At 43.7% G+C, this 13,043-nt stretch carries 9 protein-coding genes; 1 reads left to right on the plus strand and 8 read right to left on the minus strand.

Annotated features, from left to right (window positions below):
* Positions 1 to 18: 18 nt before the first annotated feature.
* Positions 19 to 3,186 (plus strand): bifunctional cytochrome P450/NADPH--P450 reductase, encoded by a 3,168-nt coding sequence (locus ACXAF2_RS14285; protein ID WP_475139599.1) that lies wholly within the window; start codon positions 19 to 21, stop codon positions 3,184 to 3,186.
* 171 nt (positions 3,187 to 3,357) lie between these two features.
* On the opposite strand, the gene ACXAF2_RS14290 is transcribed toward ACXAF2_RS14285, so the two are convergent.
* The 8 genes from ACXAF2_RS14290 to ACXAF2_RS14325 all read right to left on the minus strand — a co-directional run bounded on the left by ACXAF2_RS14290 (position 3,358) and on the right by ACXAF2_RS14325 (position 12,827).
* Positions 3,358 to 3,642, minus strand: a complete 285-nt coding sequence (locus ACXAF2_RS14290) for a hypothetical protein (RefSeq protein ID WP_475139601.1) — start codon at positions 3,640 to 3,642, stop codon at positions 3,358 to 3,360.
* Between the two features lie 90 nt (positions 3,643 to 3,732).
* On the minus strand, positions 3,733 to 4,563 hold the full coding sequence (locus ACXAF2_RS14295; RefSeq protein WP_475139603.1) for a carbohydrate ABC transporter permease: 831 nt from the start codon (positions 4,561 to 4,563) through the stop codon (positions 3,733 to 3,735).
* Between the two features lie 13 nt (positions 4,564 to 4,576).
* Positions 4,577 to 5,476 carry a carbohydrate ABC transporter permease gene (locus ACXAF2_RS14300; protein WP_475139605.1) on the minus strand — a complete coding sequence of 300 codons (900 nt, stop codon included), beginning with the start codon at positions 5,474 to 5,476 and terminating at the stop codon, positions 4,577 to 4,579.
* Between the two features lie 151 nt (positions 5,477 to 5,627).
* Positions 5,628 to 6,878, minus strand: coding sequence for an ABC transporter substrate-binding protein (locus tag ACXAF2_RS14305; protein WP_475139607.1), 1,251 nt, complete (start codon positions 6,876 to 6,878; stop codon positions 5,628 to 5,630).
* Between the two features lie 55 nt (positions 6,879 to 6,933).
* Positions 6,934 to 9,042, minus strand: a complete 2,109-nt coding sequence (locus ACXAF2_RS14310; RefSeq protein ID WP_475139609.1) for an amylo-alpha-1,6-glucosidase — start codon at positions 9,040 to 9,042, stop codon at positions 6,934 to 6,936.
* A 149-nt stretch (positions 9,043 to 9,191) separates the two neighbouring features.
* A complete protein-coding gene (locus ACXAF2_RS14315; protein WP_475139612.1) occupies positions 9,192 to 10,208 on the minus strand; it encodes a LacI family DNA-binding transcriptional regulator in 1,017 nt (338 codons plus the stop codon).
* A 200-nt stretch (positions 10,209 to 10,408) separates the two neighbouring features.
* Complete coding sequence (locus ACXAF2_RS14320) at positions 10,409 to 11,254, minus strand: AraC family transcriptional regulator (RefSeq protein ID WP_475139613.1); 846 nt, start codon at positions 11,252 to 11,254, stop codon at positions 10,409 to 10,411.
* A 127-nt stretch (positions 11,255 to 11,381) separates the two neighbouring features.
* Positions 11,382 to 12,827 (minus strand): DEAD/DEAH box helicase, encoded by a 1,446-nt coding sequence (locus ACXAF2_RS14325; protein WP_475139615.1) that lies wholly within the window; start codon positions 12,825 to 12,827, stop codon positions 11,382 to 11,384.
* Positions 12,828 to 13,043 lie beyond the last annotated feature (216 nt).

Consider the following 13,043-nt stretch of genomic DNA (forward strand, 5'->3'; position numbering starts at 1 on the left):
TAAAAGAGGTGCTACTAAATGATAAACTCAAACCAACTACCGCAGCCAAAGCCGTATGGACCTCTTGGCAGTTTGCCGGTCATCGATAAAGACAAACCTCTTCAATCCTATATGAAACTTGCAAGAGAGTTCGGTCCGATCTTTCAGTTTCAATTTCCGGGACGTATCAGTACGTTTGTATCAGGCGCCTCCCTTGCTGAAGAAATTTGTGACGAAACACGATTTGATAAGAAAGTCGGTCCTGCCCTGCAAAAAGTAAGAGCATTTGGCGGCGACGGCCTTTTCACAAGCGAAACGACGGAAAACAATTGGAAAAAGGCGCATAATATCCTGCTTCCAAGCTTCAGCCAGCAGGCAATGAAAGGCTACCATGATAAAATGGTCGATCTCGCCACCCAACTTATTCAGAAGTGGGCCCGCTTAAATCCGGCTGATGAAATCGATGTTCCTGAAGATATGACTCGCTTAACCTTGGATACGATCGGTCTCTGCGGATTTAATTACCGCTTTAACAGCTTTTACCGGGAAAACTCCCATCCATTTGTCGACAGTATGGTTCGTGCAATGGACGAAGCCATGAGTCAAACGCAGCGACTTGGTGTTCAAGATAAATTGATGGTTAAATCTAAAAAGCAATTCAAGGAAGACATTCAATACATGTTCAACCTTGTTGATGAATTGATTGCGGAACGGAAACAAAATGGTGATCAAGGAGAGGATGACCTGCTCTCTCATATGTTAAAAGGGATCGATCCGGAAACGGGTGAAGGGTTGGATGATGAAAACATCCGTTTTCAAATCATTACGTTCTTAATTGCAGGACACGAAACAACGAGTGGTCTACTGTCCTTTGCCATTTACTATCTCATGAATAATCCGGAAAAATTGAAAAAAGCACAGCAAGAAGTGGATGAAGTGCTGGGTGATGACGTTCCAGATTATAAACAGGTCAAGAAATTGAAATATGTTCGTATGGTGCTTAATGAAGCTCTTCGTCTATGGCCCACAGCACCGGCATTTTCCGTATACGCAAAGGAAGACACGACATTAAACGGGAAATACAAAGTTAAAAAAGATGATGTATTCACCCTTATCATTCCAGAGCTTCACCGTGATTCATCCGTTTGGGGAGATGACGTGGAATCGTTTAGACCAGAGCGTTTTGAGGACCCGTCTTCGATCCCCTATCACGCTTACAAACCTTTCGGAAACGGGCAGCGCGCCTGCATCGGACAGCAGTTTTCCCTTCACGAAGCGACTCTTGTTCTTGGCATGGTTTTGCAGCACTTTGACCTGATTGATCATAGTTACTATCAATTGGATGTTAAAGAGACCTTGACCCTCAAGCCGGAAGATTTCAAGATGCGCGTCTCACCGCGGAAACCGGATATGTCCTTTACGACTGCCGCTTCTGTAGAAGCGAAATCTGAAGAAAGAGAAGCAGACGCTTCTATCAAGCCATCTCATGGTACACCACTCTATATTCTGTTTGGATCAAACATGGGAACAGCTGAAGGAATCGCCCGGGATCTTGCTGAAACAGGCCGTCAACAAGGCTTCATGACCGAGGTTGCTCCTTTAAATGTTTATACGGGTGGGCTTCCCACTGAAGGAGCGGTTCTCATTGTCTCTGCTTCCTATAACGGAAATCCGCCGGACAATGCGGACGCATTCGTTTCGTGGCTCAGAGAAACGGAGGAAGGAACACTAAACGATGTTCGCTATGCGGTATTCGGATGTGGCGATCACAACTGGGCGACTACGTACCAACGCATCCCTACCTTCATTGATGAGCAGATGGAACAAAAAGGAGCTCAGCGCCTGTCGAAAACCGGTAATGGAGATGCAAGCGACGATTTTGAAGGGGATTACGAGAAATGGTCGGAAGCACTTTGGCCAAATCTGGCAAAAGAATTGAACATTGAACTTCATCAAAACGGTGAAGAAAGCAGCTCGATCACGATGAATTTTGTCAGTGATGTCAGTGACACACCACTTGCTCGCACTCATCATGCGTTTACATCGGTGGTAAGTAAGAATGTTGAATTGCAGCATGTGGAAAGTGGAAGGAATACAAGACATATTGAGTTGGCTCTTCCAGAGGGAGTAGATTATCAGGAGGGAGACCATCTTGGGGTGCTTCCCCGGAATCCAAGCACTCTTGTTGAGCGAGTTCTCAGTCGATTCAACCTGAACGGCGAAGACTATGTCCAACTTACTGGAGATCCTGGAAAAGCAGTCCACCTTCCAACAGAAAAGCCGGTGAATCTTAAGGAGTTACTTTCCAATTATGTGGAATTCCAAGAACCCGCTACCCGTTCGCAAATCCGGGCACTCGCGACTCACACGGTATGTCCTCCCCATGTAATAGAGCTTGAAGAGCTGTTGGAGGATGGAACGTATAAGAGGGAAATTCTCGGTAAACGAATCACCATGCTGGACCTGGTGGAAAAGTACCTTGCATGTGAAATTCCGTTTGAAGGATTCCTGCTTTTACTCCCGGCGCTAAAAGCAAGATACTATTCTATTTCAAGCTCCCCCCTTTACAAAAAAGGAGAAGCTAGCATAACGGTCAGCGTCGTTCGCGGAGATGCATGGAGCGGAAAGGGAGAATACAAAGGAATTGCATCAAACTATCTGGCGCAACGTTTAGAAGGCGATAAGGTAGCGTGCTTTATCTCTACACCTCAATCGCACTTCCAGCTTCCGGAGCAAGTCGAAACACCCATCGTCATGATCGGACCTGGAACAGGAATTGCACCATTCAGAGGATTTATCCAGGCACGCCGCATTCTTAAAGAAAAAGGAGAAACGCTGGGTACAGCCCACCTTTACTTCGGATGCCGCAATCCCGAGCATGATTTCTTATATCAAGAGGAGTTGGAGAAGGCCGAACAAGATGGAATCGTAACCCTTCACACCGCTTTCTCAAGATGCCCGGGTCAAGAAAAGACGTACGTCCAGAACCGATTGGCGGAAAACGCTGAAGACATCTTACCTTTACTGAAAGATGGAGGCCGCTTATATATCTGTGGAGACGGTGGTAAAATGGCACCGGATGTGGAACGCACATTAGTAGAAAGCTATATGAATTTCTACCAAACTACGAGAGATGAAGCTGCCGCTTGGCTGCGATCACTAGAAGAAGATGGTCGATTTGCCAAGGATGTTTGGGCAGGAGCGTAAATTTTAATATGGAAAACAGCGGACCTTTGTTGGGTTCGCTGTTTTTTTGTGGGGCTTCAGGAAATCCTGGGGATCATTTAGAGATGCAATTGAAACCTTTGGTGCCTTGCACTAATCTTTTTAGCACCTAGTATTCATCCTCATATACCCGGTTTAATGTCCCGTTCGCCGTTATATTTGAAATTTCGCCGTTAAAATCAGAATATCGCCGTAAATGGATTTCCGCTCAAAATGTGAGGCGGAGAGAAGTGACGATTTCGATTGATGCATACCCTTGATTGCCATCATTCGCTGATATAATCCGGATTTCGCTGATAAATTCAAAATATCGCTGATAAAACCAATATTTCGCTGATAAATCCACCTCTGATGAAAAAATGAACCCCCACACACCGCCAAAATGACTCCCAACGCTATGAACAACAACCTAATCACCATAAAAAGCAGTAAACCCATAAAGATTCCTCCTTCCCCCTCTATTTTTTCATATCCTTTCTTCATATAATTCAAAAAAGAGAGCTCCCAAAATGAGAAGCCCTCCAATTCCTATTTCCCGCCTGTAAACGAAATCCCCTTGATAAAGTAGCGATTAAAAAATGCGTACAGAAGGAGTACCGGCAGTGTAAAGACCATGGATGCCGCCATGATGTAGTTCCAGTAGCTGACGTATTGGCCTTTAAAGGTGTTCAATCCTAATGGCAGTGTATACATTTCTGTATCGGTCATGACAATCAACGGGGTCATGAAGTTGTTCCAGAATCCCATGAACACAAAGATTGCTTGTGCGGCCAAGGCTGGTTTTGCTAACGGTAAAACCACCTTGAAGAAGATTCCAAAACGGCTTAGACCATCGATTTGAGCAGCCTCTTCCAGTTCCTTCGGGAAGTTGATGAAGAACTGTCTCATCATGAAAATGAAGGTTGCATTGATCATCGCCGGTACGATCATCCCTTGATACGAGTTAAGCCAGCCGATTTCTTTTAAAATTAAATAGTTCGGGATCATCGTGACTTGAGCCGGAATCATCAAGACGGCCAGGATCATGATGAATAATGCCTTCTTCCCTGGAAAGCTTAAGCGCGCCAAGGCGTATCCAGACATGGAGTTAAAGATGATATTCAATGCCGTCCCGATTACTGCGATGAATAAACTATTGAATAACCATCTTGGAAATAGCTCCTGTTCAATGAAAATCTGTTTATAATTATCCAAAGTGAAGTTCTTTGGAATGAAATTCATCGTTCCGCTAATGATTTCTTCTAATGTTTTAAAAGAAGAGGAGAGTGCCCATAAGAATGGAATCAGAGTTGTGATCGCATAGCCTATCAGGACAATGTATAGAAGACGCTTACTGAACGCCTTTTTCTTCGAATTCATGCTTCCATCCTCCTTAATAGAGTGATTCTTCTTTAGAGAATTTACGTTGAATCAAGGTCGCCACCAGGATGATAAGTGCAAGCGCAAATGCAAGTGCTGCTGCGTATCCCATGGTCCCCAGTGATTTAAAGGCATATTGATAGATTAGGAGGACTACCGTTAACGTCGAGTTATTCGGTCCACCGGATCCACCTGAGAAAATATACGATTGATCAAACAGCTGGAACGTTCCGATAACCCCCATGATCACGACAAAAGACGTAACCGGCCTTAGAAACGGTACGGTCACATAGAAGAACTTCTGGATCGCATTCGCTCCGTCCAGTTCAGCCGCTTCGTATAACGAGTCCGGAATATCCTGAAGCGCAGCAAGATAGATGACCATGAAAAACGGTGCCGTTGCCCAGATGTTCATCAACATAATCGCATTCAGGGCAATGTCAGGATCACCTAAGAAGTTATAAGTCGGTAAGCCTACTTTTCCTAATAGGTTGTTGATCAGCCCTTCTTTGTTATACATCCACATAAAGATCAGCGTTAATACGGCTGAAGACGTTAAGGTCGGTAAGAAATAAACAATCCGGAAAAGCTTCTCACCCTTTAATCCTGCGTTTAACGTTGCAGCCAGAACCAATGCCAGAAAGGTCTGTGTCGGTACCACAATCAGGACGTACTTTGCCGTGTTTTTCAATGCGATAATAGCCCGATTATCCTCTATGATCCTTGCAAAGTTTTCAAAAGCAACAAATTCAAAACTCATATCTCCAAGGAGTTGAACCTTATGAAAGGATAAAAAGATGGCATAAAGAATCGGTCCAATAATAAACACCGCTAATACAAATAGCGTGGGAGACATAAATAAGTAACCTTGTCCTGCATCCTGTAATCTCTTCTTAGAAGATTGTTTGTTCATTCTCATCCCTACCTTCTATCTGTCTAAAATCTTCAGCTATTACCTGTATTCTTTCCGCCCAGGTCCGCGTCCAAGACCTCAAAAGAAAGAATACAGCCAATGGTAAAGCTGTACCTGACACAATCATGAGTGCCAGGTACCTTTAAAAAGATTATTGAATTTCGCTATTCGCTTGTTCTTCTGCTTCTTTCAGTGCTTCATCCAGAGGTCGGTCACCCAGGAAGGCAGCGATAAATTGGTTATTGAAGTTATTCATGATGATCGGCAGGTTCTTTCCTTCTGCCCAAACCGTTGCATACGGTGCTCCGGCTACTAGTGCTCCGCGTAATTCATCCTTGTCATACCCTAATTTCTCCGCTACTGACTTTCGTGTCGGAAGGGCAAACCCTTTGGACGTCCATGTTTCCATTCCTTCTTTACCAGTCAGATACGAGATCAGCTCCCATGAAGCTTCCTTCTTTTCCGATGCCGCATTCATCACATATCCAACCGTGTAGGCCATTGTTGCTTTTTCTCCATTGATGGTCGGTAATTCAGCTGTTCCGTATTCTACATCAGGGAATGTATCCGCCAGGAACGGGATCGCCCAGTTTCCTTCGATAACCATAGCTGCTTTCCCTTGACCGAACATTTCTCCTCCCCAGTTCGCTCCGACTTCAGAAGCCTGTGCAGAAGTTTTGTCTTCATTATGCTGGTCGATGATCGGCTGAAGGGCATTGACCACTTTATCTGAAGCAAAGTTCGCTTGATCATCCTTCACGACTTCCCCGCCCGTTGCCTGAGCAATGTGGTAAAGACGGGCAAGTTCCGGAGCTACCCCAAATCCATAAACGCCATCTTTCGTCAGAGCTTTTGATACTTCACGGAGTTCATCCCATGTTTTCGGAACTTCCACTCCTGCTTCTTCAAACATCTTCTTGTTATAGAATAAGGCTAGAGTCGAATAGTCTTTCGGAAAACCATATGTCTTCCCGTCAACCTGGAACGCTTCAAGCATCGGCTTCTCGAAATCCTTGACATCGAAGTCTTCCGTTACGTAATCATCCAGCGGCTCCACAACCCCCGTTTCAATCAGGGCAGGAGCTTCCAATGCATCCAAATAGAAAACGTCAGGACCTTCCCCACCAATCAGACGTGTTTTCAATACGTCCATATACTGCTCAGAAATGACTTCGTGCTTTACATCAATATTTGGATGTTTTTCTTCAAAGTCAGCGATCGTTTGAGTCAAAAGCTTCTGTTCAGAAGGATTTCCTCCCCAGCCGGCAAGAGTGATTTCGACTTTCTCACCATCTGCCCCATTTGAACTAGTCTTCTCGTCTGATCCACTGCACCCTGAAAGAACCGTCCCCACTAACATCGTCGTAATGCCTAGACTCGCGATCCATTTCTTCTTCGCCATTTTCATAACCCCTTTTTTGATTTATTTAAAATAGGATTGTTATTCCTGGATGTGTTTACACTGTTTGCTTTTCTTTCACAATGTCGTAGCCTGTTGAGTTTTCTAAAATGGTGGTTTCTACTTTGTCTCCTTTTCGTGTTAAGGAAAGAGACAGTACTCCATCACCAATCGTAATATCATGCACCGTCAATATGTTCATCTCATCAAGTAAAATCGGATTGAGATGTATTTCTTTTGTCAGGCTGTTTGGAAACAACCCTAATAGTGATTGAATAAATACAAGTGGTGTCCCCGCTGCCCATGCCTGTGGAGAACAAGCAACCGGATACTTTACAGCCTTCCCAATGGCAGACTCATATCCACAGAACAATTCCGGCAAGCGGTCGTACTCGAAGTGGCGGGATGCATCAATCAGTCCATTCATCACCCTCTTCGATTCTTCGGTAAATCCTAACTTACTTAACCCAAGGAGAGTCATGCTGTTATCATGGGGCCAAATGCTTCCATCGTGATAGCTCATCGGGTTATAACCAGCTTCACCTTTCCCCATGGTACGAATTCCGTATCCTGAAAACATTTTGTCATTCGTTAGCGTTTGACTTACTTTTTCAGCGCGGTTCCCTGACATCATTTCCGAATATAAAACATGTCCTGGATTGGACGTAATCGTACCTACCTTTTCTTTGTTTTGATCAAGGGCGATGGCGTAGAATTCCAGGTCATCCATCCAGAACTCCTGTTCAAATCGTTCTTGCAGGTTTTTCGCTTCTGTATTTAATCTTGAAGCTGTTTCATTATTCTCCAGTGTTTCATAAACAGCAGCCAATCCACGTTTCGCCTGATACACATAGCCTTGAACCTCTACTAAGGCAATAGGCGTATCAGCGTAATCCCCGTTTCGATGAACGATGGAGTCCCCTGAATCCTTCCAGCCTTGGTTGGCGATTCCCTTTGATGATTCCTGATGGTACTCAACGAATAGATCTCCATCACGATCTCCGTACTGGTCGATCCACTCAAGCGCTCTCTTCACATTGTCTTCAAGCTTGTGGAACGTATCCAAGTCACCCGTCCATTTCACGTACTCTGTTAAAAGAACCAGGAATAACGGTGTTGCATCAATCGTTCCGTAATAAGGCGTGAACGGAATTTGGTTCGTATTCGCAAGCTCTCCGTATCGAATTTCATGCATGATCTTTCCTGGCTGTTCGTCTCTCCAAGGATCCACCTTCGTTCCTTGCTCACTGGCCATCGTGAACAGGGTGCCTTTTGCAACCTGTGGTTGAAACGCAATCATTTGCAGGGCCGCAATGAGACTGTCTCTACCGAACGGAACTCCGAACCAAGGCAGACCAGCTACAGGAAACTTTCCGTATCCAGTGTCCGTCAGCAGTACACGAAGATCTGATAATCCTCTCTCCACCAGGCGTTGAAGCGGCCGGCAATCCGTTTCTACCTTCGTTAACTGAGCAGACCATTCTTTATAAGAGACTTTTAATTTTTGAAGAGCCTCTTCGACAGGTAAAATGTCATCTCTCGTTTCTACATTTTCCAGTGGAACGATTATAAATGTAATAGACTGTTCTTCCTCATGCTGAAGCTCTACTTGGAAGGTAATCTCCCCATTTTCCTTAACGTTTTTCGCTTTGGCATCCCACTGAATTCTTGTGGCACGATTGATATCGTCTGTTCCTTCATATTGGAAGGTGAGGGACTGATCCTCCACTTTCTGACCTGTTCTCTTTCCTACGTTTCCAGTTTGAAATCCGCGTACAATAAACATATCGTTGAAGTCCACATCGACTTCCACATTCAACTCAAACGATACGGGCTTTGGATAATAATTTTTCGTCGTAATCGTTTCATATAACACATCATCATAAATAAAGCGCTTACGTTCAATTTCTACTGATTCCCTCCAGAAAATAAGATTTCCATCCTCCTCTTGGTGGGGGTTCGTCGATAGAATCGTAGACATATAATTTTCGGATCCATCCGAATGTAAAAGAATCGGTTTTTCATTATTGATTTTCACATTCAACTTGCTAAGGTACCTTGTGTCATTCTTGTATAAACCAAGTCCATAACTATGATCTGAAACGATATCTCCCTGCTCATCGGTAAGAAGAAATAAGTTGTTTTCTTTAATCACTCTGTAGTTCATATGGGTTCCTCCTACTTTCAATACGCTATTGTTTGTGAATTATTTTATTGTTCCATTCCCGAAACGTTTTGGAAATAAGGTAAAAAATATCCCAAAACGTTTCGGATAATCCCCTGAATAAAAGTTGGCTTTTAGATTTTCACCAACGTTTATTCATTTCTATGATTTGTACTTTCTCTTTTGATTAACTTCGTCTCCAACACCATTCGGTGGGCCTTGGACTGATTTGATAACAAGTCCAGCAATAATCTTGCCCCTTCATACCCGAGCTGAAACTTATTTTGTTGGATGGTTGTCAGCTTGGGACTAACATAGGAAGCTAATAAAATATCATCATATCCGACAATCGAAAGTTTTTCCGGTACCTGTATCTTCAACTCTTTCGCTGCACTCATCGCACCGATGGCCATTAAATCACTTGCGCAAAATAATGCTGTTATTTCAGGATGTGAGGTTAATAACGCGTTAGCCGCTTTCTTACCACTTTCTTCTGTAAACTCTCCATTTACGACGTATTTGGTATTGAGTTCGACCTGAGCTCCTTGCAAAGCGTTTTTATACCCTTCCAATCTCTGCTGACTAACAAACGCAAACTCATGTCCATTAATCATCCCAATGTTCTTGTGTCCATTGTCGAGTAAATGCTGAACGGCTTTTTCAGCCCCTAATACATTATCAGTCGTCACATGACTCACATTCCCGGACTCAAGGGGAATATCAATTAATACGCAAGGAATATCACTTTCGACGACTTCATGTAGATAAGGATCATCGGTTCGAATCCCCTGGATAATGACCCCATCCACCCTTCTTTCTCTGCAAAGTTGTGTATACGTCTTTTCCCGCTGCTTCGAAGAATTGGTGTTGAATAAAACAAGATCGTAGTCCGCACCTGAAACAAACTCATTAATCCCTGCCAGCACTTCCACGATGAAATTATCCTTCACACTTTCCTTCGTGAATCCGGAAACAAGTAAACCAATCGTTTTCGACTTCTTCATGACCAGACTTCGGGCAATCGAATTCGGACTATAATTTAACTCCTTCGCAACTTCTGCAATCTTCCTTCTCGTGTCTTCGTTGACATCAGAATATCCATTTAACGCTCTTGACACCGTCGTAACGGATACCCCAGCTACTCTTGCAATATCTTTAATTGTAGTCACTTGCACATCTCCCAAAACGTTTCGGATTTCCTTTAACTGAATAATACAACAGCTTGAAAACGATTACAACATTATTTTTCTATAACGTTGGTTATGTCTATCTTTGAATATCTGGTTTCGCTGATAAACCACCCATCCTAAAAAAAGCAGCGAATCCAAATGAATTCGCTGCCTTTTCCTTACTTTTTCCTAACCGGTATTCATATTTCACTTCTAAACGTATCCGATCCAACGTCCTTACTCTCATTCCACAACATCTCCGGTCCCTCCGCTTGTTCATAGCTTGAAGACGGGAACCATTCAGAGTAGATCCGCCCCCACACATGTTGCAAAGTGTCGGGAAATGGACCGACCGCTTCGAAAACAGCCCATGTCAAATCGGGAACTTCAAGTTTCGATAAGCCGTTGGGACATTCCTCTGTTGTAGCAGCCCCTATATAATGATCGAGCTCCCCCTTTTCTTCCATCCTGCCTTCGGAAAAATTGACGGATGCACTAACCAATCCTTGTGGTTCCACATTTGATATGCTCTTAAATCTCTTGATCATGTCCTCGTCCAAACTCTGCCACATGGCTGCAATTTCAGGATTCACCCCATTAAAGATAATTGGCACCCGCTTCATGATACCTACAATGGAAAACGCTTCTTTCTCTACAATTCGATAATTCATTTCATTGCCTCCTCTGATGGATAACTGGAAGGTCATAGGTGGAAATGCTTTGAGTGAATGGCCACTCGCTTGTGACGGAGTGATCCCATGCATTTTTTGGAACGCCCTCGTAAAGGAATCGGGTGAAGAATAGCCATATTTTATGGCAATATCGATTACCTTTACGTCGCTGTTTTGCAGTTCAAGAGCTGCCAGGGTCAAACGGCGGCGCCTGATGTATTCCGATAAGGGAATCCCCGCAAGGAACGAAAACATCCGTTTAAAGTGATACTCCGAGCAATACGCACGCTGAGCGACTTTTTCAAAATTGATTTCTTCAGTCAGGTTCTCTTCGATGTACCGTATAGCGTCATTCATATTCCTCAATGAATCCATTTCCACTACCTCCTCATCAATAGAATAGCAAGATAGAAATAAAGCAACCCGACTTATCGTGCACCAATTTGCAGGATTTGATCTTTATAAAAATGGCCCCCTCTTTAGAGAAGGCCCACCAACTTAATTATTTTCTCGCTTCATGAACCTTCAACATTTTACCCTTAACGGTGGTTTTCTTCATCGCATGCAATACCAGCGGTCCTTTCCCATTCAAAATCTCCACGTAGGAAAGGTTTTCCTGAATGGTGATGATGCCGATGTCATCAGCGCTCACTCCTTCGATTTTCGCAATAGTTCCGACGAAATCGACTGCCCTGATTTTCTTTTTCTTTCCACCATTGAAATAGAGCTTCATGATGTCTCTGTTCAAATGCTCACTTTTGTCTGATTTAAAATCAGGTTCCGTGTCTAATTTACGTTCAAAATCCGCCTTTGCTTTTGCCACTGTGTCTTGTGTCGGAGGCTGCAGCTTTGGAATCGCAAATCCGATATAGTCTTCAATCTCTGCGAGGAATTTGTCTTCATACGGTGTGCAGAAGGTGATCGCCTTTCCTGCAGAACCTGCGCGCCCCGTTCTTCCTGTGCGGTGAACATAACTTTCTTTCTCCATAGGGATATCATAATTGATGACGTGGGTAATATTTTCGATATCAATTCCACGCGCCGCCACATCGGTAGCGATCAGATACCTGAATTCCCCTCTTTTAAAATCGTCCATCACTTCAAAGCGCGCTTCCTGAATCATACCGCCATGAATTTTATCAACGGGATACCCTGATCGGTCCAACTCATCACATAATGTATCCACATTTTCTTTTGTTCGGCAAAAAATGATGCAGCTATCGGGATTCTCAACGGTTGTCACGTTTTTCAGAAGAGTCAGCTTGTCATCCTCTTTCACTTCGATCATGGAATGATCAATCTTATCTGTTGTAATGCCCGTTGCCTTAATTTCAATATGAACAGGTTTTTTCATATATTTATGGCAAAGTGCTTCGACATCCTCAGGTAATGTAGCAGAGAATGTCAACGTTACCCGGTCTGCTGGCAACTCCTGAATAATCGCTTCCACCTGTTCGATAAATCCCATGTTCAGCATCTCATCGGCTTCGTCGATAACAAGGTACTCAAGCTTATCCAGTGGAAATGTTCCTTTTTCAATATGATCGAGAACACGACCGGGAGTGCCGACTACGACATGATTTTTCTGCTTAAGCTCAAGCTTTTGTCGGTGAAAAGGAGATTTCCCATACACTGCAGCCGCTTTGATTCGCTTATATCTCCCTATGTTCGTGAGATCTTCTTTCACTTGGACCGCGAGTTCACGGGTTGGCGTCAGGACAAGTGCCTGAGGCTTATTTTCTTCCCATGCTACCAACTCACAAATCGGAATCCCAAAAGAGGCTGTCTTACCGCTTCCTGTTTGGGAACGCACAACAAGATCCTCCTTCTCCAGAGCCAATGGAAGTACCTTGGACTGAACCTCAGTTGGAGCCTGATAGCCTAAATCGGATAGAGCCCTTACAATATCATCACTAAGCTTATAATCCTTAAATTGCTTTATACTCATTTCAATACCTCATTTATTCCTTCATTTAATCTTATTCTCATAGGAAAGTGTCGATTCTATTCAATGGAAAAATCCCCTCTGCAAATTCTTTTCAAATATCTTTAGGTATTCCACCAATAGTGTGTTATGCTTTACCTAACCATTTTTAACTTGTAACATGTTGTCTCCGGGACCGACGAACGCTGTCGGTCCCTTTTTATATCCAAAAGCGGAGGC

Source organism: Rossellomorea sp. ABR4_004, assembly GCF_056159585.1.

What these genes read in the sequence shown, in the direction of transcription:
- ACXAF2_RS14285 (WP_475139599.1), top strand. Translation starts at nt 19, where the DNA reads ATGATAAACTCAAACCAACTACCGCAGCCAAAGCCGTATGGACCTCTT.
- ACXAF2_RS14290 (WP_475139601.1), bottom strand. Translation starts at nt 3,642, where the DNA reads ATGGGTTTACTGCTTTTTATGGTGATTAGGTTGTTGTTCATAGCGTTG.
- ACXAF2_RS14295 (WP_475139603.1), bottom strand. Translation starts at nt 4,563, where the DNA reads ATGAATTCGAAGAAAAAGGCGTTCAGTAAGCGTCTTCTATACATTGTC.
- ACXAF2_RS14300 (WP_475139605.1), bottom strand. Translation starts at nt 5,476, where the DNA reads ATGAACAAACAATCTTCTAAGAAGAGATTACAGGATGCAGGACAAGGT.
- ACXAF2_RS14305 (WP_475139607.1), bottom strand. Translation starts at nt 6,878, where the DNA reads ATGGCGAAGAAGAAATGGATCGCGAGTCTAGGCATTACGACGATGTTA.
- ACXAF2_RS14310 (WP_475139609.1), bottom strand. Translation starts at nt 9,042, where the DNA reads ATGAACTACAGAGTGATTAAAGAAAACAACTTATTTCTTCTTACCGAT.
- ACXAF2_RS14320 (WP_475139613.1), bottom strand. Translation starts at nt 11,254, where the DNA reads ATGGATTCATTGAGGAATATGAATGACGCTATACGGTACATCGAAGAG.
- ACXAF2_RS14325 (WP_475139615.1), bottom strand. Translation starts at nt 12,827, where the DNA reads ATGAGTATAAAGCAATTTAAGGATTATAAGCTTAGTGATGATATTGTA.